This is a genomic window from Variovorax sp. GW460-12-1-14-LB1, from assembly GCF_059423605.1.
In genome coordinates this window covers 21,907-42,377 of record NZ_JBWKYF010000060.1, presented here as the reverse complement: position 1 = coordinate 42,377, position 20,471 = coordinate 21,907, and the positions used below count along the sequence as shown (strand labels likewise).

At 69.3% G+C, this 20,471-nt stretch carries 14 protein-coding genes; 9 read left to right on the top strand and 5 right to left on the bottom strand.

Going from position 1 to position 20,471, the window contains the following annotated elements:
• Window positions 1-1,839, bottom strand: a 1,839-nt coding sequence (locus AC07Y4_RS24745) for a prolyl oligopeptidase family serine peptidase (protein ID WP_495275229.1), incomplete at its 3' end; no start/stop codon positions are given.
• A 246-nt stretch (window positions 1,840-2,085) separates the two neighbouring features.
• Between AC07Y4_RS24745 and AC07Y4_RS24740 the strand changes: the two genes are divergently transcribed.
• From AC07Y4_RS24740 to AC07Y4_RS24720, 5 genes are all read left to right on the top strand, one after another.
• Window positions 2,086-3,792, top strand: coding sequence for a WS/DGAT/MGAT family O-acyltransferase (locus AC07Y4_RS24740; protein WP_070063828.1), 1,707 nt, complete (start codon window positions 2,086-2,088; stop codon window positions 3,790-3,792).
• Window positions 3,793-3,938: 146 nt separating this feature from the next.
• Complete coding sequence (locus AC07Y4_RS24735; protein ID WP_487847370.1) at window positions 3,939-4,490, top strand: hypothetical protein; 552 nt, start codon at window positions 3,939-3,941, stop codon at window positions 4,488-4,490.
• Between the two features lie 86 nt (window positions 4,491-4,576).
• Entirely contained in the window at window positions 4,577-5,047 is a 471-nt protein-coding gene (locus AC07Y4_RS24730; protein WP_487847369.1) for a phasin family protein, read from the top strand.
• A gap of 30 nt (window positions 5,048-5,077) precedes the next feature.
• Complete coding sequence (locus AC07Y4_RS24725) at window positions 5,078-5,713, top strand: TetR/AcrR family transcriptional regulator (RefSeq protein ID WP_070063831.1); 636 nt, start codon at window positions 5,078-5,080, stop codon at window positions 5,711-5,713.
• 85 nt (window positions 5,714-5,798) lie between these two features.
• Entirely contained in the window at window positions 5,799-6,572 is a 774-nt protein-coding gene (locus tag AC07Y4_RS24720; RefSeq protein WP_095746971.1) for an esterase/lipase family protein, read from the top strand.
• A 75-nt stretch (window positions 6,573-6,647) separates the two neighbouring features.
• Here AC07Y4_RS24720 and AC07Y4_RS24715 read toward each other — a convergent pair whose 3' ends face one another.
• The 3 genes from AC07Y4_RS24715 to AC07Y4_RS24705 all read right to left on the bottom strand — a co-directional run bounded on the left by AC07Y4_RS24715 (window position 6,648) and on the right by AC07Y4_RS24705 (window position 12,243).
• Window positions 6,648-9,866, bottom strand: coding sequence for a bifunctional cytochrome P450/NADPH--P450 reductase (locus tag AC07Y4_RS24715; protein WP_487847368.1), 3,219 nt, complete (start codon window positions 9,864-9,866; stop codon window positions 6,648-6,650).
• Window positions 9,867-10,264: 398 nt separating this feature from the next.
• Window positions 10,265-11,530 carry a branched-chain amino acid ABC transporter substrate-binding protein gene (locus AC07Y4_RS24710; RefSeq protein ID WP_487847367.1) on the bottom strand — a complete coding sequence of 422 codons (1,266 nt, stop codon included), beginning with the start codon at window positions 11,528-11,530 and terminating at the stop codon, window positions 10,265-10,267.
• Between the two features lie 32 nt (window positions 11,531-11,562).
• Window positions 11,563-12,243 (bottom strand): TetR/AcrR family transcriptional regulator, encoded by a 681-nt coding sequence (locus AC07Y4_RS24705; protein WP_487847366.1) that lies wholly within the window; start codon window positions 12,241-12,243, stop codon window positions 11,563-11,565.
• Window positions 12,244-12,328: 85 nt separating this feature from the next.
• Between AC07Y4_RS24705 and AC07Y4_RS24700 the strand changes: the two genes are divergently transcribed.
• The 4 genes from AC07Y4_RS24700 (at window position 12,329) to AC07Y4_RS24685 (ending at window position 19,176) form a co-directional block, all read left to right on the top strand.
• Window positions 12,329-13,978, top strand: a complete 1,650-nt coding sequence (locus AC07Y4_RS24700) for an AMP-binding protein (RefSeq protein WP_487847365.1) — start codon at window positions 12,329-12,331, stop codon at window positions 13,976-13,978.
• A gap of 13 nt (window positions 13,979-13,991) precedes the next feature.
• A complete protein-coding gene (locus AC07Y4_RS24695) occupies window positions 13,992-17,288 on the top strand; it encodes a carboxyl transferase domain-containing protein (protein ID WP_487847364.1) in 3,297 nt (1,098 codons plus the stop codon).
• 129 nt (window positions 17,289-17,417) lie between these two features.
• Window positions 17,418-18,689 carry a GDSL-type esterase/lipase family protein gene (locus AC07Y4_RS24690; protein ID WP_487847363.1) on the top strand — a complete coding sequence of 424 codons (1,272 nt, stop codon included), beginning with the start codon at window positions 17,418-17,420 and terminating at the stop codon, window positions 18,687-18,689.
• A gap of 112 nt (window positions 18,690-18,801) precedes the next feature.
• Window positions 18,802-19,176: a YXWGXW repeat-containing protein gene (locus AC07Y4_RS24685; RefSeq protein ID WP_070063838.1), complete on the top strand. Its 375-nt coding sequence runs from the start codon at window positions 18,802-18,804 to the stop codon at window positions 19,174-19,176.
• 31 nt (window positions 19,177-19,207) lie between these two features.
• Here AC07Y4_RS24685 and AC07Y4_RS24680 read toward each other — a convergent pair whose 3' ends face one another.
• Complete coding sequence (locus AC07Y4_RS24680; protein ID WP_487847362.1) at window positions 19,208-20,455, bottom strand: S1 family peptidase; 1,248 nt, start codon at window positions 20,453-20,455, stop codon at window positions 19,208-19,210.
• Window positions 20,456-20,471: the final 16 nt, after the last annotated feature.

Genomic DNA, 20,471 nt, shown 5'->3' with positions numbered 1-20,471 from the left:
CGGGTAGGGCGTGCCGGCCTTGGCGTTCTCGTAGGGCGAGAAGGTCCGGATGAATTCCCACTCGTCGGGCAGTTCCGGGTCGCCGTACTCCGCGATCCACGAGGCGCCGGCCGACAGCTGCGTGTAGCGCTTCATGTCGAGCAGCGCCACCTCGCTCACGATGGCGCCGTACAGCTGCGGGTACAGCGTGAGCATGTTGCCCATGAGCAGGCCGCCGTTGCTGCCGCCCATGGCGCCCAGGTGCGCGGGCGAGGTGATGCCGCGCGCGAACAGGTCCTGCGACACGGCCGCGAAATCCTCGCAGGTGCGCAGGCGGTTCTCCTGCAGCGCGGCCTGGTGCCAGCGCGGGCCGTACTCGCCGCCGCCGCGGATGTTCGCCACCACGTACACGCCGCCGCGTTCGAGCCAGGCACGGCCGATGCCGCCGCTGTAGCTCGGCTCCAGCGAGATCTCGAAGCCGCCGTAGGCGTACTGCAGCGTGGGGTGGGTGCCGTCGGCCACGAGGTCTTTCGCGGCGATCTCGAAGTAGGGCACGCGCGTGCCGTCCGCCGAGGTCGCGAAATGCTGGCTCACGCGAAAGCGCGAGGCGTCGAAGAAGCCGGGGCTGTGCTTCAGCGGCTGCGGCTCGCCCTGGCCGAGGGTGCCGATGTACAGCGTGGTCGGCTGCAGGAAGCCGCTCACGGTCAGGAAGTAGTCGTCGCTCTCGGTCTCGTCGATGCCGCCGGCCGCCACGCACGAGAGCGCGGGCGCGCCGCCCAGGCTGTCGCGCGCCCAGTCGCCTAGGCCGTCCGCCGGCGGCGTGAGCACCTCCAGCCGGTTCACCACGTCGTGCATCACGTTGAGGATGAGGTGGTGGCGCGTCCACGAGTAGTCGTCGAGTGCGGTGGTGTCGTCGGGCTCGAACAGCAGCGTGAGTTCGCGCGCGCCGGCCATGTAGTCGTCGAAGCGCGCGGCCAGCAGCGAGCCGGCGGTGTAGGTGCGGCCGGCCACGGTCCAGTCTTCGCGCGGCTCGATCAGCAGCCACTCGCGCGTGACGCCGGTGTTGGCGTCGTCGGGCACGTCGATCTTGGCCAGCCTGCCGTCGGGCGCACGCAGCCAGGTCTCGCTGTCGTAGAAGTCGATCTGGCGCGAGACGAAGTCGCGCTCGAAGCCGGGCGTGTGGTCGCTCCAGGCGCTCACCGACATGTCTTCGTGCGCGCCTTCGTACACGGTGACGGCCTCGGCCAGCGGCGTGCCGCGTTGCCACTCCTTCACCAGCCGCGGGTAGCTCGAGCTGGTCATGGAGCCGGGGCCGAAATCGGTGCCCACGTACAGGTGGTCGATGTCTTTCCAGGTGACGTGGTTCTTCGCCTCGGGCAGCGTGAAGCCGCCTTCGACGAAGGCCATGTTCACCAGGTCGAACTCGCGCACCACGTCGGCATCGGCGCCGCCGCGCGACAGCGAGATGAGGCAGCGTTCGTAGGCGGGCTCCAGGCAGTCGGCGCCGTGCCAGACCCAGTTCTCGCCGTCCTGCGCGGCCAGCGCGTCGAGGTCCAGCACGGTCTCCCACGCGGGCTCGGGCGTGCGGTATTCATCGAGCGTGGTGCGGCGCCACAGGCCCTTGGGGTGCGCCTTGTCGCGCCAGAAGTTGTAGTACAGCGCACCGATCTTGCTGACCATCGGGATGCGCGCGTCCGAGTCGAGCACCTCGAGCAGGCCCTGCTCGATCGACTGGAAGGCCGGCGACTGCGCATAGGTGTGAACGGCGTGTGCATTCTGCTGGCGAGCCCAGTCCAGAGCGGCTTCGCCGTCGATGTCTTCGAGCCAGAGATGGGGGTCGTCGTTGTGCGCAGAGGTCATGCGGCACAGTGTACGAAGCCCCCGTGAATGCGGCGGCCTGTGAGCAGTTGTTGCGGCCTGGTTGCGGCCTGTAGGGCGCGTTGATTTTTTCATTACAAGTGGACGCGCACCCCGCCAAAGCTTGGGGCAAACCCCTGTCTCGCGCGTGCCTTCCCCCGGTGGAAACACTGAAGAAGCGAAGGCCCACGAACGCGATGCCCACGGTATCCTGCCGGACGGCGCATGCCCCAACGAGGAGAACCACACATGAAACACCTGAGCGGTCTTGATGCCACCTTCCTGCACCTGGAAACCCCCGAGATGCCGATGCACGTGGGTTCGCTCAACGTGCTGGACCTGCCCAAGGGCTACAAGGGCGACTTCTACGAAGACGCCAAGGCCTTCATGGCCAGCCGCATCCACCTGGCCGACGTGTTCACGCGCAAGCTCGCGCTGATGCCCTTCGACATGACCAATCCGGTGTGGGTCGAGGACGACGACATCGACCTCGACTACCACGTGCGCCATATCACGCTGCCCAAGCCCGGCACGAACCGCCAGCTGCAGCAATACGTGGCACGGCTGCATTCCACGCTGATGGACCGCAGCCGGCCGATGTGGGAGTTCTTCATCATCGACGGCCTCAAGAGCGGCCAGGTGGCGCTGTACACCAAGGTGCACCACGCGGGCATCGACGGGCAGGCCGGCGTCGAGCTGGGCAAGGCCATCTTCGACCTCGAGGCCACGGGCCGCGTGATCAAGCCGCCGCGTGCGCGCCCGCGCAGCAACGGCTACCAGCTGGGCATGGCCGAGCTCGCCACGGCGGCGCTGCGCAACACGGCGCAGCAGTACGTCAAGCTGTTCAAGATGGCGCCGGCCATCGCGCGCGCCATCGGCGGCCTGGCCCAGCCCGACGAGAAGGCGGCCGACAAGGCGGCCGCCACCGCGCCGAAGAAGTTCAACCTCTTCGCGCCGCGCACCTCGCTGAACGTGTCGATCACCAACCAGCGCACCTTCGCCGGGCGCACCATCTCGCTGGCCGAGACCAAGTACATCGCCAAGCACTTCGGCGTGTCGCTCAACGACGTGGTGCTGGCCACCGTGGCCGGCGCGCTGCGCCACTACCTGGCCGACAACAACGAGCTGCCGGCCAAGCCGCTGGTGGCCGGCGTGCCCGTGAGCCTGCGCGAGGCCGGCGACCAGACGGCCAACAACCAGGCCAGCATGATCCTCGTGAGCCTGGCCACCGACATCACCGATCCGCTGCAGCGGCTGAAGGCGATCAACGCCTCGTCGAATTCCTCGAAGTCGACGATGAACCGCTTCAAGGCCGTGATCCTGGACGACTTCCCGACCTTCGCCGCGCCGTGGCTGGTGTCGGGCATCGCGTCGATGGTGGGGCGCTCGGGCATCGTCAACCTGCTGCCGCCGGCGGCCAACGTGGCCGTCTCGAACGTGGCGGGCGCGCCGTTCCCGATGTACTTCGCGGGGGCGCTGGTCACCTGCTACTACCCGGTGTCGATCGCCAGCCACGGCACCGCGCTCAACGTCACCGTGCAAAGCTACAACGGCCGCATGGACTACGGCCTGATCGCCTGCCGCCGCGCCGTGCCCGACATCACCGAGATCGGCGACTACCTGCTGGCCGAGCACAAGCTGCTGATGGAGTTGACCCAGAAGCACCCGGCCGTCTCCGGCGCGCCGGCCACACCGCCCAAGCCCGTGGCCGCACCCGCGCCGGAGGCGGACGAAGAGGCCCAGGCCGCTGCACCGGCCCGCAAGCCGGCCGCGCGCAAGAAGGCGCCGGTGAAGGCCGTTGCCGCCAAGAAGACGGCGCAGAAGGCCCCGGCCAAGGCCGCGCCGGTCAAGGCGGCAGCGAAGAAAGCCCCTGCGAAGAAGGCTGCGGCAAAGAAGGCCGCACCCCGGCCCGCGGCCCGCAAGGCCGCCGCATCGCCGCGCGCCGCTGCGGCATGATCGACAGGGCCGGCCCGGCCTGGGCAAAAAATTGGGGCAGTTGGACTAGTTTTCCGACCGTTCTAGTTTTCCAGGCCTAGGCCCTGCGGAAGATGATTGGCCCATCGCGATTCCCCGCGAGCCATTCAACTTCAAGGAAATCTCACATGTCCACGCAAACCAACATCGCTTCCGCCGCCATCCACGTCGTCGGCCAGTACAACGACGCCGGCAAGACCCTGGTCGGTGCCTACCGCACCGGCGTGCAACGCCTGCTGGGCGGTGCCGCTTCGCGCTACAGCGAGTTCCTGGGCAACCGCCAGATCCCGCTGGTCAGCGAACAGATCAAGGCCAACCTGATCGGCGCGCAAGAAAAGGTGCATGGTTTCCTGTCGAACCGCCTGGACATCGACACCAGCCGCATCGTGAACGTGATGGACCGCGTCGCCGCCGGTACCACCAGCGGCATCGAAACCGTCGCCAACCGCGTCGCCCAGATCGAATCGCCCGCTGCCACCACCGTGCTGAACGCCCTGTCGGCCGTGAACCAGCCCTTCGCCACCGTGTCGGTGCAAATTGCTGACCGCATCGTCGCCGGCACCAAGCAGATCGAAGCCCGTGTGAGCGGCACCGAAGAAGCCGCCCCCGTGCGCACCGTGAAGGCCAAGGTCGCTGCGGCCAAGAAGCCGGTTCGCCGCGCTGCCCGCAAGGCGGCCTGATCCCGGGGCGCCGATCGCGCCCTTTTCATTCCTTACGCCCCTGGAGCACCCACCGCATGGCGACCCGTCCCGATGACACTGCAAAGTTGAAGAAGAGGGCGGCGCCTGCCAAGAAGGCTCCGGCGGCCAAGAAGAAAGCCGCGCCCCGCAAGGCGGCGCCGGCTGCAAAAGCACCGCCCGCAGACACTGCTGCGGCCGGCACCAACAAGGCCGAAGCGCTGCTGCGCGCCGGCCTCAAGGCGCTGGACAACGTGCGCAACGATGTCGCCAAGCGCCAGGCCAACGTGATCGAAGGCCTGCTCGGCATCGGGCACGGCAAGGCCGACGTGGCCGGTGCCAAGGCGGCGCTGACGCGCGGCTTTCCCAGCCTGGACACCTTCGGCATCCGCAAGTTCGAGGACGTGTTCGACCAGCGTGTCGCCACCGCCCTGCAACGCCTGGGCATGCCCAGCGCCGAGGAGGTGCAGGCCCTGCGCGACGAGGTGGCGCAGTTGCGCGAACGCCTCGCGAAACTCGAGAAACCGTCCAGTTCAAGTGGCTCCGGCGGCAAGCGCTGAGCGGCACACAACGCACGCAACACGCCGCTTGTGGCCAGCTCCAACACCACGCGCGATCGCATCCTGCAGACCAGCCTTGCGCTGTTCAACGCGGAAGGTCTTCCGGCCGTGTCCACGCACAAGATCGCGGCCGAGCTCGGCATGAGCCCGGGCAACCTGCATTACCACTTCAAGGCCAAGCAGCTGATCGTCGAATGGCTGTTCCGGCGCTTCGAGCAGCGGCTCGAGGTGCTCAACGGCTCGTCGGCGTCCATTGCCGCCATCGACGACCTGTGGCTCGCACTGCACCTGCGCTTCGAGGCCATCGACGAGTACCGCTTCATCTACCGCGACATGGCCTTCCTGGCCAGCGAATACCCGGCCCTGGGGCAGCGCGCCCAGGCCATGACCGCGCAGAACCTGCTCGCCGCCCAGACGCTGTGCGAAGGGCTGGTGGCGTCGGGCGTGATCGAGACCAGCGCCGAGCAGGCGCGCATCCTCGCGCTGCAGATGGTCTTCACCACCACCTGCTGGCTCTCGTTCGAGCGGCTGGTGCCGGGGCGCGACGCGCTGGCGCAAGCCGACCCCGGTTTGGCGGCTTTCTACACACTCACGCTGGTTTCTCCGTATGTTTCCAGCGAATCGAGGGCTTATCTTGATTACCTGAGGGGCAAATACCTCGGATAAATGAAGTCGTCGTCCGACGGGGCATGCAACTTCGCACCCCCATCGTCGTCCTACAGAAGAAAGAAACAGAAAGGAAGCCGCCATCATGACCACCGCCACCCACGAACCCATCGCACCGCCGTCGCGCCTGCTCTTGCTGGCCGAAGCGCGCGCCCTCTGGGAAACCGGCGCCGGCCTCGCCATGTGGCCGCTGCTGCAGCTCGCGCCGCGCGGCGACGGGCACCCCGTGCTCGTGCTGCCGGGCCTGGTGGCCAGCGACATGTCCACGCTGCTGCTGCGCCGCTACCTGTGCAGCCGCGGCTACGACGCGCACGGCTGGGGCCAGGGCCGCAACCTGGGCCCGCGCGCCGGTGTCGAGGACGGCATGGTCGATCTGCTCAAGACCCTGGCCGACAAGAGCGGCCAGAAGGTCAGCGTGATCGGCTGGAGCCTGGGCGGCGTCTACGCGCGGCTCTTGGCCTCGGCGCAGAAGGACCTCATCCGCAACGTGATCACGCTCGGCAGCCCGTTCTCGGGCAGCCCGCGCGCCACCAACGCCTGGCGCGTGTACGAAGGCGTGAGCGGCCAGAGCTCGCACGACCCGCGCCGCATGAAGTTCGTCGAACCCACGCCGCCCGTGCCCACGACCTCGATCTTCAGCCGCACCGACGGCGTCGTCGCATGGCGCTGCAGCCTCGAGAAGACCGGCCCGCAGTCCGAGAACATCGAGGTGGTGGCGAGCCACCTGGGGCTCGGCGCGCACCCGGCTGTGCTCTATGCGGTGGCCGACCGGCTGGCGCAGCCCGAGGGCGAGTGGAAGCCGTTCAACCGCGGCATGCTCGGGCCGCTGGTGTACCCGGACCCGGACCGCAACGTCTGACCCGGGGCGAAAGCTCCCAATGAAAAAAGACCGGCGAATGCCGGTCTTCTTCTTTGGGGCTCCAGAGTGGGCCCTTCAGGCCCCGGCCCACACGTCGAGCACATAGCGCTGCTCGGCAATCATCCTGTCCATCCACGCCGCGCTGTCCTGTCCGTGCTCGCGCGCGAGGTCGCTGAGCGTGCGGCGCACGTCGGGTTCCATGCGCGAGCCGTCGCCGCACACGTACACCACGGCGCCCGCTTCGAGCAGCTTCCACACGGCCGCGCCCTGTTCGCGGATCAAGTCCTGCACGTAGACCTTGCGGTCGCCGGCGCGCGAGAAGGCCGTGTGCAGCTTCATCAGGCCGCGATGCGACCAGGCCTGCAGCTCTTCGGCGTAGATGAAGTCCTGCTCGGGATGGCGGCAGCCGAAGAACAGCATTGCCTCGCCCAGCGCGTCGCCGCGTTCGACCTGCGCGGCGCGCGCCTGCAGGAAACCGCGGAACGGCGCCAGGCCGGTGCCCGGGCCGATCATGATGAGCGGCCGGTTGGCGTCCTCCGGCAGGCGGAAGCCTTCGGCCGTGGTCTCGCGGATCACGCCGTGCACCGTGTCACCGGCCTCGGCGCGCGCCAGGAAGTTGGAGCACACGCCCTCGAAGGTGCCGTTGCCCGACATCGCGGGCGCGCTCACCACGCCCACCGTCACGCTGCAGCGCCCCGGCGTCATCGTCGGCGACGAGGAGATCGAGTAGTAGCGCGGCGACAGCGGCGACAGCATTTCCAGGAACACAGCGAACGGCACCTGGCAGGCGCGGTGCTCTTCGAGCAGCTCCAGCAGCGACTTGCGCTTGTGCAGCACCTCGGCCTTGTACGCGGCTTGCGAGGCCTCGTCGCTGCCCGACAGCGCCTGCAGCTTCGGCTTGGTGAACGGGCACTCGGTGTGCGCGGCGAGCGTGGCGATCTGCTTGCGCGTGGCCACGTCCTGCAGCTCGACGTAGTCGCCGAGCAGGCGATCGACCGCGATCACCTGGTCCACCGGCAGCGCCGCCTTGCGCCCCGGCACCGCCGACAGGCGCACGTGCGCCGAGCGGTCGAAGCCGAAGCGCGCCATCGCGCGTTCGACCTGCGCCGGGCTGTTGCGCGGCACCACGCTCAGGTGGTCGCCGGGCACGTAGTTCACGCCCTCGGGCAGCATCAGCTCGACGTGGCGCGTGGAGCGTCCGGCCTCGCCGTTGGCGCCGGCGCTTTGCAGTTCGCGGTTCTCGATCACGCGCAGCGGCACCGCGCCCAGCGCATCGACCAGCGCGTTCTTCTGCGGCGGCGGCAGCTCTTCGAGCGTGTACAGCGGCTCGGCCTCGGCCGGCGTGTCGGCGCCGTTCTTGATGTCGAAGGTCTTCACCAGCGCGGGCCACAGCGCGTCGCTCCAGTCCTGGAAGGCGCCGTCCATGTCCTCGCGCGCATCGCCTTCGCCGCGCGCGTGCACGCGGTCGGCGCCCAGTGCTTCGAGCCGCTCGTCGATGCGGCGCGGCACCGCCTGGTAGGTGGCGGCCCAGTCGGTGTTGCCGCAGCCGAAGACGCTGAAGCGCACGCCGTTGAGCGAGTCGTCGGCCTTGTCGAGCCAGCGGTGGAACTCCGCCGCGTTGTCGGGCGCCACGCCGTTGTACGAGGCGCAGACGATCGCCACCGCGCCGCTGGCCGGCAGCCGCTCGGCGTAGTCGTCGAGCGAGGCCAGCTGGGTCGAGAAGCCGCGCAGCTCGCCGGCCTCGGCCAGCTGGCGCGCCAGGTCTTCGGCGGTGCCGAGGTTGGAGCCCTGCAGCACCAGCAGCGAGGTGCCGTGGCGCGCCGCCTGCGGCTTGCGCGCGGCGGGCTTGGCCGGCGCGTCGGGCGCGGCCGCCGCCTCCACGGTGCCGCGCGGGCGCGAGGCCGGGTCGCGCAGCAGCGCCTTGATCTTGAAGTTCTCGGGCTTGATCGTCAGCGCTTCCTTGATCTTGAGCTTGTAGCCCGTGTGATCGACGAGGTTGAAGCGCTGCAGGATCATGCCCAGCGTGAGCACCGCCTCCTGCAGGGCGAACTGCCGCCCGATGCAGGCGCGCTGGCCGTTGCCGAAGGGCTTGAAGGCATTCACGGGCCGCTCGCGCTCGGCCTCGCGGCTGAAGTGGTCGGGGTTGAACTGGTCGGCGTCCTCGCCCCAGATGCCCTTGTCACGGTGCAGCGCCAGCGCATGCATGATGACCATGTTGTTCTTCTTGATCGTGTACTGGCCGCCGATCTTCGTGTCTTCCTTCGCGCGCATCGAGATCGCGGGCGCGGTCGGGTACAGGCGCAGCGATTCCTTCAGCACCTGCATCACGTACTGCAGCCGGTTGACCTGCGCGTAGGTGGGCTTTTGCGTGGTGTCGCCGCCGAACACGCTGTCGACCTCGGCCTGCGCCTTGGCCATCGCCTCGGGGTTGTTCAGCAGGAAGTAGATGGCGAACGACAGCAGGCCGCTGGTGGTCTCGTGGCCCGCGATGAGGAATTCGATGCACTCGTCGCGGATCATCTTGTCGGTGAGCTTCTCGCCGCTCTTCTTGTCCACGCCCGCGATCATGTAGCTCAGCAGGTCGGGCTTGGTGGCGATGTCGGCACCGCTGGCGCGTCGCTCCTCGATGATGTCTTCCACCATCTTGTGCATGTAGCGGATGTCCTTGCGCTGCTGCGCCAGCTCCTTCTTGAGCATCAGCTCCTCGAGCGGAATGCCGCGCCGGTTCTGCACCGTCTCCAGCGTGCGCACCATCGCATCGACAAAAGGATGGAAGCCCTCGCGGTAGAACGAGTTGAAGCGGTAGCCGAAGCCGCACAGGCCGATGGTGTCGAGCGTGAGCGCGGTCATGTCGCGCACCACGTCCACCTCTTCATCGAAATTGAGGCGCTCCCACTTGGTGACCAGCTGCCCCGCGATGTCCAGCATCATCGGGTGGTAGGCCTGCATCGCGCGCTGGCTGAAGTTGGCCAGCAGGATGTTGTGCGGCTTGGACCACGTCTCCTCGTGCGTGTCGGAGGTGAACAGGCCGTGCGACGCGGCGCGCAGCCGGCGCAGCGCACCGCGCGTGCTCTTGTCGAAGCGCGGCTCTTCGCACAGCTCGTCGACCAGCGCGGGCGACGACACCACGATCACCGGCATGCCCGGCATGTCGAGCCAGTAGATGCCGCCGAGGTCCTGCGCGATCTTCCACATGTCGAGCACCGGCGAGTCGGAGCCGATGGACAGCAGATTGCCGACGAAGGGTTTCTTCGCCGGATGGGGGATCGGATGGAGCGAGTTCTTTCCTGCCATGGTGTACCTTGTTGTGCCTTCGGTATGGACCCGCTTCGGATGTCCGGGATGCGAATCCGGAGTATCCCGATGGCACAGGGGGTGGGCAGGACGGGGTTTCCCTTAGGAGGCGCCGGGGCCGTTTACAGAGTCAGTTCAGGGCGCGATCACGCCGACGGGGCACCTTGCTCCGCGAATGTCCTCCGCCCTTCGGGCTCCCCCTTGATTTCGCTGCGCAAGGCACCCCATCAGCGTGATCGTCATTCACAGTGCGCGTTGATCGGCGAGCACCAGCCGCGTGTCCTCGTGCACAGGGCACTGGGTGCTCCCCGCAGCGAAATCAAGGAGGAGGGGCGAAGCCCCGGGGGACATTCGCGGAGGGGAGTACCCGGTGTCCTGGGTACGTACCCCGAAAGCACTCAGGGTCGGACCATCTTGCAGTCGGTGCCTTGCGCCAGCTCGTTCCCGGTATAGACCGCATCGGTGCGGAAGCCGTAGTTGGTGCCTTCCCAGCCCGTCTTCACCGCCTTGCCGTCCACCGGCGCGATGGTGTTCACCACCTGCGGCAGCAGCAGCTGGTGGTCTTCGCCGCGCATGCGCACCGGGCCCACCACCGAATCGAAGCTCAGGTCTTCGAGGGCGCGCGCCACCTTCACCGTGTCGGCGCTGCCGGCCTTGGTGATGGCGGCGGCCAGCAGGCGCGGCGTCAGGTCGATGCGCGGCGCGAGGAAGTCCTTGCCGGTCTTGGCCTTGTAGGCCTTGGCGAGTGCATCGACCTTCGGCGTGTCGGCCTGGCCCGGGTGCCATTCGGCCACCCAGGTGAGCTGCCCGGTCTTGGCCTGCGACACCGCGGTGACGGTGCCGGGCACCGAGCCCGCGCTGTGGTTGAAGTAGCGCAGGTTGTAGCCCGCGTCGCCCGCGGCCTTCTGCAGCAGCGTCATGTCCTGGCCCCAGTTGCCGGTGATGACCGAGTCGGCGCCGCTTTGCTTGATGTTGGCGATGTAGGGCGCGAAGTCCTTCACGCGGCCGATCGGGTGCAGCGTCTCGCCGACGAACTGGATGTCGGGGCGCGCCAGGCCCACCAGCTGGCGGCCGTAGCTGGCCCACTGCTTGCCGTGGGCATAGTCCTGGTTCAGCAGGTAGACCTTCTTCACGTCCGGCGTCTTCTTGATGTAGTTGGCCAGCGCCTTCATCTTCATCGCCGTGTTGGCCTCGGTCTGGAAGTGCCAGAAGCTGCAGCCCTTGCCGGTCATCTCGGGGTCGATCGAGGAGTGGTTCAGCACGATCAGTTCCTTGCCCGGGTTGCGCTGGTTCCAGCGCGCCACCGCCAGCACCAGCGCCGTCACCACCGACGAGCCCGAGCCGCCCGTGACGATCGCCTTGGCGCCCTGGTCGATCGCCGCCTGCAGCGCGCTCTGGCTTTCCTGCGCCGAGAGCTTGCTGTCGAACTGCAGCAGCTGCAGCTTCATGCCGCCGAGCACGCCGCCCTTGGCGTTGATGTCCTCGATGGCGTACTGCGTGTGCATGAGCATCAGCTCGCCCACGTTGGCGAACGGCCCCGACAGCGGATCGATGTAGGCGATCTTGTAGGTCGGCTGCGGGGCCTGCGCCTGCGCCGCGGTGCCGGCGATGGCAAACAAGGAGGCAAGGGCGATCCGCGCCAGGGGCGCATGCGTGAGCTTCATGGGTGTCTCCGGAGGGTGTGTGAAAGACGGAATCAGTTCTTCGCGCGCAGCCCGATCACGCGGCTGGCCAGCTTCGTGAGCTGCGCCACCACCTCGTCGGGCGAGAGGCGCCCGTTGGGGCGGTACCAGCTGTAGAGAAAGCCCGGCAGGCTGCAGGCCGCGAGCGCGGTGATCTTGGTCTCGTCGAAGTCGAGGTCGCCGTCGCGCCGGGCTTCTTCGAGCAGCGGGCACAGCAGGTCGTAGAAGTGGTGCGCGAGCTTCTTCTGCGCTTCGAGGTACTCGGGGCGGTACACCTGCGGCTCGCGGTACGCGAAGAAGGCCACCGGGTGGTGCGAGATGGTGGCGCGGATCAGCCGCTCGATGCCTTCCATCACCTTCTCGCTCGCGCGGCGCGGGTCGGCGGCGGCGAAGTCGAGCGCGGTGAAGCAGTCGACCGCGGGGCGCCACGACAGCGTCTCGAAGATCTCCTGCTTGTCGCGGAAGTAGTAGTACACGAAGGGCTTGGTCACGCCCAGCTCGCGCACGATCTGCGCCATGGTGGTGTTGGCGTAGCCCTGCGCGGCAAACAGCTGCGCCGCCGCCTGCAGGATGCGCTCGCGCTGCAGGTCGGTGCCCTGCGTGGCCGCGCGCTGGCGGCCCGTGCCCTGCGGCAGGTGCGGCTGCGCCGTGTGCGTGGCAGAGGGTTTGTTCGGTGTCGCGGAAGTTATACCCATGGGTAGGATTGTTCGTGCACCATGCCGCATTGGCAAGCGCCGGCCATGCGCAGGCGGCTATCGATAACCCTGAGAAAGTGACGCCATGGAGACAACGCCCGCCACCCCACAACGCTTGAAGGAACTGCCGCCGCGCGTGCAGCAGCCCCTGCACGCCTACCTGCGCGACCACGCACGCACGCGCGGCGACGCCACCGCCTGCCTCTGGTACGGCCAGGCCCTGAGCTGGGCCGAGCTCGACCGCGCGAGCGACGCCTTCGCCGCGCGCCTGCAGGCCCTGGGCGTGGCCAAGGGCGAACCCGTGGTGCTGTTCCTCAACAACTGCCCGCAGTACCTGGTGGCGCACTTCGGCATCCAGAAGATCGGCGCCATCGTCTGCCCGAGCGGGCCGCTCAACAAGGAGCACGAGCTGGCCTACCAGGTCAACGACCTGAAGGCGCGCGTGATCGTCGCGGCCGCGCCGCTCGTGCCGGTGGTGCGCAAGGTGCAGGCCCAGAGTGCCCTCGCGCTCGCGCATGTGTTCGTCGTGCACTACGCCGACCTGCTGCCCGCCGAGCCCACGCTCGACCTGCCGGCCGAACTGGCCGCCGAGCGCACGGCCGAACGCACCGTGCCCGAAGGCTGCGAAGACTTCCTCGCCGTGATGCGCAGCGGCGCCACGCCGCAGCCCGTCGCCATCGACATGGACGACATCGCGCTCATGACCTACACCTCGGGCACCACCGGCCTGCCCAAGGGCGCCATGCTCAGCTACGGCAATGCGCTCTTCAAGACGCGCGCCGCGGCCGACTGCAACGGCGTGGGACCGGACGACGTGCTGCTGTCGATCGCGCCGCTGTACCACATCGCCGGCATGCTCATGGGCGTCAACGTGCCCGTGCTCAGCGGCGCCGCCTCGGTGCTGATGCACCGCTTCGACCCGCGCGCCGTGCTGCAGGCCATTGCCGCTTACAAAGTGAGCTGGTGGTACAGCATCGCGCCGATGAACGTGGCCTGCATGCAGGTGCCCGACATCGCCCGCTTCGACCTGTCGAGCCTGAAGATGAACCCGGTGACCAGCTTCGGCATCGCCTTCACCGAACCGCTGGCCGCGCAGTGGCGCTCGCACGCCAACCACTGCAGCTCGTTCGAGGCCGCCTACGGCCTGAGCGAAACCCACACCTGCGACACCTACACGCCGCACGTGGCGCCGCGCTGGGGCACGCAGGGCGTGCCGGTGCCGGGCGTGACCATCCGCATCATCGACACCGACACGCAGGCCGACATGCCCACGGGTGAAGTCGGCGAGATCGTGCTCACCAGCGCCGGCTCGTTCAAGGGCTACTGGAACAAGCCCGAGGCCACGGCCGCCACCTTGCGCAACGGCTGGGTGCACACGGGCGACATGGGCAAGCTCGACGCCGACGGCTACCTCACCTTCATCGGCCGCTTCAAGGAAATGATCAAGGTCTCGGGCTACAGCGTGTTCCCCGAAGAGGTCGAGACCATCCTCATCAAGCACCCGGCGGTGGCGCAGGCGGCGGTGATCGCGCAGCCCGACCCCGAGAAGGGCGAGGTCGTGAAGGCCTTCATCGTGCGCAAGCCCGGCGCCGCGCTCGAGGCCGACGCGCTCGTGGCCTGGGCGCGCGAGAACATGGCGAGCTACAAGGCGCCGCGCGCCGTGAGCTTCATCGATGCATTGCCCACCACGGGCGCGGGCAAGGTGCTGCGCCGCCTGCTCAAAGACAAGACCTGAAAGGCTTCTTCGCGTGTTTTCCAAAGTTCTGATTGCCAACCGCGGCGAGATCGCCGTGCGCCTGGTGCGCGCGCTGCGCGACCTGGGCATCGCCAGCGTGGCGGTGCATGCGCGCGACGATGCCGCCGCGCTGCATGTGCAGCTGGCCGACGTGGCGGTGGCGCTCGATGCGACCGGCCCTTCGGCCTACCTCGACGTGGCCGCGTTGATTGCGGTGGCGAAGGCGCAAGGCTGCGATGCGGTGCATCCCGGCTACGGCTTCCTCAGCGAGCGCGCCGACTTCGCACAGGCCTGCGCCGACGCGGGCCTGGTCTTCATCGGCCCCACGCCCGAGCAGCTGGGCCTGTTCGGCGACAAGGCCCGCGCCCGCGAACTGGCCGCGCAGTGCGACGTGCCCGTGATGCCCGGCAGCGCCGGCGCGGTGACGCTCGCGCAGGCGCAGGCCTTCTTCGCCGAGCAGCATGCGCAGGGCGCGGGCGTGATGGTCAAGGCCATCGGCGGCGGCGGTGGGCGCGGCATGCGCGCGGTGCTGAACGCCGAAGAGTTGCCCGAGGCGCACGCGCGCTGCATGTCCGAAGCCAAGGCGGCGTTCGGCATCGAGGGCGTGTACGTCGAGCGCCTGATGCGCAACGCGCGGCACATCGAGGTGCAGGTGCTCGGCGACGGCAGCGCCGTGGCCAGCCTCGGTGAGCGCGAGTGCACGCTGCAGCGCCGCTTCCAGAAGCTGGTCGAGATCGCGCCCAGCCCCTCGCTGCCCGAGCCGCTGCGCGCACAGGTCACGCAGGCCGCGCTGCGCATGGCCAAGGCCGTGGGCTATCGCGGCCTCGGCACCTTCGAATTCCTGGTCGATGCCGCGTCGACCACTTTGCCTTTCGTCTTCATCGAGGCGAACCCGCGCCTGCAGGTCGAGCACACGGTGACCGAAGCCGTGACGGGGCTGGACCTCGTGCAGCTGCAGATCGCTGTCGCGTCGGGCGACACGCTGGACGCGCTCGGCGTGGAGGCCGGACGTACGGCACCGCAGCGCGGCTTCGCGGTGCAGTGGCGCATCAACGCCGAGACGCTCGACGCGCAGGGCAACGCACGCCCCGCGGGCGGCACGCTCGCGCGCTTCGACCTGCCCGCCGGCCCCGGCGTGCGCGTCGACACGCACGGCTACGCGGGCCTCGCACCTTCGCCGCACTACGACACGCTGCTGGCCAAGCTCATCGTGCATTCGCCGTCGCCGCGTTTCGCGGACGCGCTGCGCCGCTCGCTGCGCGCGCTCGACGAATGCCACATCGACGGCATCGCCACCAACCTGCCGCTGCTGTGCGCCATCGCCGCGCGGCCCGAGTTCGCGACGCAGGCGGTGCACACGCGCTTCGTGGAAGCGCACCTGGGCGATTTGCTCGCCGACGCGAAGGCGTTCGAGAAGCACACGAAGAAGGTGACCGCGCCCACCGCCGCGAGCGCACCGGCGCCGGACGAAGAAGACGACGACGGCCTCACCGTCAAGGCGCCGATGCCCGCGAAGCTGGTGCAGTTCGAGGTCGCGGTGGGCGACGTGCTGCCCGCCGGCGCGCAACTCGGCGTGCTCGAGGCCATGAAGATGGAGCACCTGCTGCACGCCCCCGTGGCCGGCCGCGTGCTGGCGCTGCTGGCTGCGCCCGGCGACTACCTCGTCGAAGGCCAGTCGCTGGTGCGGCTGGAGGCCGTCGATGCGCAGGGTGTGCAGGCGCAGGCGCGCGTCGCGCACGACCTCGACGCGATCCGTCCCGACCTGCAGAAGGTCATCGACCGCCATGCGCCCACGCTCGACGCGAACCGCAAGGCGGCCGTCGACAAGCGGCATGCGCAGGGCGGGCGCACCGCGCGCGAGAACATCGCCGACCTGTGCGACATGGCCGGCGACCCGGGCAACTTCATCGAGTACGGCGCGCTCGCCATCGCCGCGCAGACGCGCCGCCGCACGCTCGAAGACCTCATCGCCAACACGCCGGCCGACGGCATGGTGACCGGGCTGGGCAGTGTCAACGCGAAGCAGTTCGGGCCCGAGAAGTCGCGCTGCGCCGTGCTGGCCTACGACTACACCGTGCTGGCCGGCACGCAGGGCATGCGCAACCACCACAAGACCGACCGGCTGCTCGCGGTGGCGCACCAGCTCAAGCTGCCGGTGGTGCTGTTCGCCGAGGGCGGGGGCGGGCGGCCGGGCGACACCGACATGCCGATCGTCGCGGGCCTGAACAACCACACTTTCAGCCAGTTCGCGGCGCTGTCGGGCAAGGTGCCGGTGGTCGGCATCGTGCACGGGCGCTGCTTCGCGGGCAACGCGGCGCTGCTGGGCTGCGCCGACGTGATCATTGCAACCAAGGGCAGCAACATCGGCATGAGCGGTCCCGCGATGATCGAAGGCGGCGGCCTGGGCACTTTCGCGCCCGAGCAGATCGGGCCGAGCAGCGTGCAGTCGCGCAACGGCGTGATCGACATCCTGGTGGAAGACGAAGCTGCAGCCGTGGCGGCTGCGAAGCAGTACCTGTCGTACTTCCAGGGCCCGGTGAGCGACTGGCAGTGCGCCGACCCGCGCACGCTGCGCCACGTCGTGCCGGAGAACCGCCTGCGTGTGTACGACGTGCGCGCCGCGATGCGCGGCGTGGCCGACACCGGCTCGCTGCTCGAGTTGCGCGCGGGCTTCGGCGCGGGCATCGTCACGGCGCTGGCGCGCATCGAGGGCAAGCCGGTCGGCCTGATGGCGAACAACCCGCACCACCTGGGCGGCGCGATCGACGTGGAGGCGGCCGACAAATCCGCACGCTTCATGCAACTGTGCAATGCCCACGGGTTACCGATCGTGTCGTTGTGCGACACGCCCGGCTTCATGGTCGGGCCCGAGGTCGAGGCGCAGGCGCAGGTGCGCCACGTGTGCCGCATGTTCATGGTGGCCTCGCACTTGCGCGTGCCTTTCTTCGCGGTGGTGCTGCGCAAGGGCTACGGCCTGGGTGCGCAGGCCATGACCGCCGGCGGCTTCGATGCGCCCGTGTTCACCGTGGCCTGGCCCACCGGCGAATTCGGTGCGATGGGCCTCGAAGGTGCGGTGCGACTGGGCTTTCGCAAGGAACTCGCGGCCGTGCCCGAGGGCGCCGAGCGCGACGCGCTGTTCAAGCAACTGGTGGCGCAGCAGTACGCGAACGGCGAGGCGATCCACATGGCGCAGACGCTGGAGATCGACGCGGTGATCGACCCGGCCGACACGCGCACCTGGCTGGTGCGCGGCCTGGCGTCGGCCACGCGGCCGGCCGAGGCGGTCTCGGCGTACGTCGACACTTGGTAACTTTAGGTTAGACCTCGTCACTGGCGCGGGCAAGGCGGCTCCGTACACTGGGCCGCTTTTGCACGCATGAAGCTTCTTGCCCGCTGGCGCGTCCGTCTGCGCGACGCCGCCTTTTCCCCTGCACACTGGATGGCCGTTTTCGGCCTTGCGGTGCTGCTCGTGGGCGTGCAGGCGGTGTGGGCGGAGAAGGTCGAGCAGGCGGCACGCCAGCCGGCCGAAGCGCGCTGGGTGGCGAGCTGGGCCGTGGCGGTGCTCGACTTCGCCGAGCTGGACGCGAACCCCGCCACGGCCGCCATCGGCGGACCGGGCGACCATGTGTTCCGCGGCCAGACCTTGCGCCAGATGATGCGCCCGACGCTCGACGGCGAGCGCATCCGCGTGCGGGTGTCGAACCGCTTCGGCAAGACGCCGCTGCGCATCGCCGCGGCCACCGTGGCCCTGGGCACGGGCGGCGACGCCATCTCGCCGGCCTCGTTGCGCACGCTGCGTTTCGGCGGCCGCGCCACCGTCACCGTGGCGCCGGGCGCGGAAGCATGGAGCGACGGCGTGGCGCTGAACGTTGCGGCGGGCCAGGCCGTGGCCGTGAGCCTTTTTCTCGACCGCGCGACACCGTTCGCCACGATGTACCTGCTGTCCAGCGACACGGGCTGGCTGGCGCAAGGCAACGCCGTCTCGGCGCCCCGGCTGTCGAAGGCGACGGCGCTGCCGATGAGCCACATCGTGACCGGGCTCGACGTGCTCACCGCCCGGCCCGTGCGCACCGTCGTCGCGTTCGGCGACTCGATCACCGCGGGCGGCGGCGAGTCGGGCGACGGTTCGTACCCTGACATGCTCGCCACGCGGTTGCGTGACAGCCCGCAGGCCGCGCACGCGGTGTCGGTGATCAACGCCGGCATCGGCGGCAACCGGCTGCTGGTGAACGGCATCGGCCCTGACGGCCTGTCGCGCTTTGCGCGCGACGCGCTGGGCCAGAGCGGCGTGACGCACGTCATCGTGCTGCTGGGCACCAACGACATCGGCCGCGCCATCTTCGCGGGCATCCCCGGCCTCAAGGTGCCGCCGCACGACGTGCCCACGGCCGAGCGCGTCACCGAGGGCCTGGGGCAACTCGTCAAGCAGGCGCGCGCCAAGGGCGTGAAGGTGCTGCTGGGCACCGTGCCGCCCTTCGGCAACACGATCTACGGCACCGACGCCAACGAGGCCATGCGCGAGGTCGTGAACCGCTGGGTGCGCAGCCGCCAGGACGTGGACGGCGTGATCGACTTCGATGCCGTGCTGCGCGACCCGGCCGCGCCGCGTCAGCTGAATCCGACATTCGACAGCGGCGATCACCTGCATCCCAACCGCGCCGGCCACGCGGCCATGGCCGCGGCCATCGACCTGCGCGAATTGCAGGAATAAAGCGCGTCTGCGGCAGCGAAACAGCTCTACACAAGATTTCGCGCAGCGCTTACAGGCGCTTCACACGGTCCCGGCAGCATGAAGGCTCCTCCAACAACCATGGGGCTTTCTCATGAAAACACTCGCAGTTGCTCTTTCCATTGGTGCCGCTTCGCTGCTGTCGGTGGGCGCCCTGACCGTTCCCACGGCCGCGCAGGCGCAGGCGGTGATCACCATCCAGGGGCCGCCGCCCCCGCCGCGCTACGAGCGCATGCCGCCGCCGCGTCGCGGCTATGTGTGGTCGCCGGGCCACTATGAGTGGCGCGGCGGTCGCCATGTGTGGGTGCGCGGCATGTACGTGCGCGCCCGCCCGGGCTATGCCTACCGCGCGCCGGAATGGCGCGAGAACAATGGCCGCTGGGAATACAACCGCGGCCGCTGGGACCGCGACGGCGACGGCGTGCCGAACCGCCAGGACCGGCGTCCGGACAACCCGTACCGCAATTGATCGATAGAGAGCGCGCGGCGCGCGCCCGGGGCTAGCGGATGCTCACCAGCTCGAGCACTTCGCTGACCTGGAACGCGCCGCCGCTCGCACCGCCGCGCGTCTGCACTTCGAAGCGGACGACGCGGCCCAGCTCCGGCGAGAACCACACGCTGGCGCGGTAGGTCCCGTACTGGTTGCCACTCCAGGCGCCCGCGTTCGCGAAGCGCTGGGTGTGGCCGCGGTAGTCGATCTTCACCACCTTCATCTCGCGGCCGTTGACCGGCAGCATGGCGGCGTCGTCCACCACGTTGGCACGCAGGTCCATCTTGATGCGCGTGCCGCCCATGGTGGCGTCGTATTCCGTGGTCCAGGCGGCGTTCTGTTCCAGGGTCGGGCGGGCCCAGCCGCCCGGCGGCATGACGCTGTCGAACTCGCCGCCCACGGCCGTCGTGACGCCGATCACTTCGCCGCCCGGCTTCTCGATCCAGCCCCCGTTGTTGAAGCTGAGGCGGTCGTCACTGGTGGTGGCCGTGTCCGCGCGGTAGATCACCTTGCGGTAGGTGTTGGTGAGGCGGTCGTGCAGCTGGTACTCCACGAGGCTCGGGCGCTGCAGCGACACGCTGGCCGGCGCGGGCTGTGAGGCCAGGCGCTCGATGGCCCGCTGGCCGCGCGTCGGCAGCTCCGCGATCCACGCGGCTGGCATGGCGAGGGTCGCCGGCGCCGATCCGGCGACGAGGCCCACGAGGCGGCCTTGCGCATCGAACAGGCCGGCACCGGCCAGGCCCGCCTCGGTCGGCGTGGCCAGCTGCAGCGACTCGAGCGCGCCCGCGGCGTTGCGGCGCACGCCGCCGAGCATGGAGATGCCGAGCGTGAGTTCGCGCCCGCGCGGCGACCCGATGACGTACAGCGGCATCCCGACCTGCAACGCCCCCGCGGGCACGACGCCCAGCGTCGGCGACACGAGGTTCGCGATGCGCAGCTGGCACAGGTCGCGTTCGACGTCCGGGTGCTCCAGCGCGGCGCCGTAGCTCACGTTGTCGCGGCGCAGCACCACGGCGCTGGCCTTGGCCAGCAGCTTGCAACTGGTGACGGCCGTGCCCGGGCCGGTGGCCACTGCGCTGCCGGTGGCCAGGACCTTGCCCTGGGCGTCGCTGGCCTGCACCACCCAGACGCTGGGCGAGATGCGCGCGAACAGCGCGTCGGGCGCCAGCGGGGCGCTGCCGGCGCGGGCGTCCTGGGCGAAGGTGGCGGGCGCTGCCAGAGCGGCAGCAAGGGCGAAAAGCGGAAGCTGCAGGCGCATCTGGGAGCGGCGGTGG

What these genes read in the sequence shown, in the direction of transcription:
- AC07Y4_RS24740 (WP_070063828.1), top strand. Translation starts at nt 2,086, where the DNA reads ATGAAACACCTGAGCGGTCTTGATGCCACCTTCCTGCACCTGGAAACC.
- AC07Y4_RS24735 (WP_487847370.1), top strand. Translation starts at nt 3,939, where the DNA reads ATGTCCACGCAAACCAACATCGCTTCCGCCGCCATCCACGTCGTCGGC.
- AC07Y4_RS24720 (WP_095746971.1), top strand. Translation starts at nt 5,799, where the DNA reads ATGACCACCGCCACCCACGAACCCATCGCACCGCCGTCGCGCCTGCTC.
- AC07Y4_RS24715 (WP_487847368.1), bottom strand. Translation starts at nt 9,866, where the DNA reads ATGGCAGGAAAGAACTCGCTCCATCCGATCCCCCATCCGGCGAAGAAA.
- AC07Y4_RS24710 (WP_487847367.1), bottom strand. Translation starts at nt 11,530, where the DNA reads ATGAAGCTCACGCATGCGCCCCTGGCGCGGATCGCCCTTGCCTCCTTG.
- AC07Y4_RS24705 (WP_487847366.1), bottom strand. Translation starts at nt 12,243, where the DNA reads ATGGGTATAACTTCCGCGACACCGAACAAACCCTCTGCCACGCACACG.
- AC07Y4_RS24700 (WP_487847365.1), top strand. Translation starts at nt 12,329, where the DNA reads ATGGAGACAACGCCCGCCACCCCACAACGCTTGAAGGAACTGCCGCCG.
- AC07Y4_RS24690 (WP_487847363.1), top strand. Translation starts at nt 17,418, where the DNA reads ATGGCCGTTTTCGGCCTTGCGGTGCTGCTCGTGGGCGTGCAGGCGGTG.
- AC07Y4_RS24685 (WP_070063838.1), top strand. Translation starts at nt 18,802, where the DNA reads ATGAAAACACTCGCAGTTGCTCTTTCCATTGGTGCCGCTTCGCTGCTG.
- AC07Y4_RS24680 (WP_487847362.1), bottom strand. Translation starts at nt 20,455, where the DNA reads ATGCGCCTGCAGCTTCCGCTTTTCGCCCTTGCTGCCGCTCTGGCAGCG.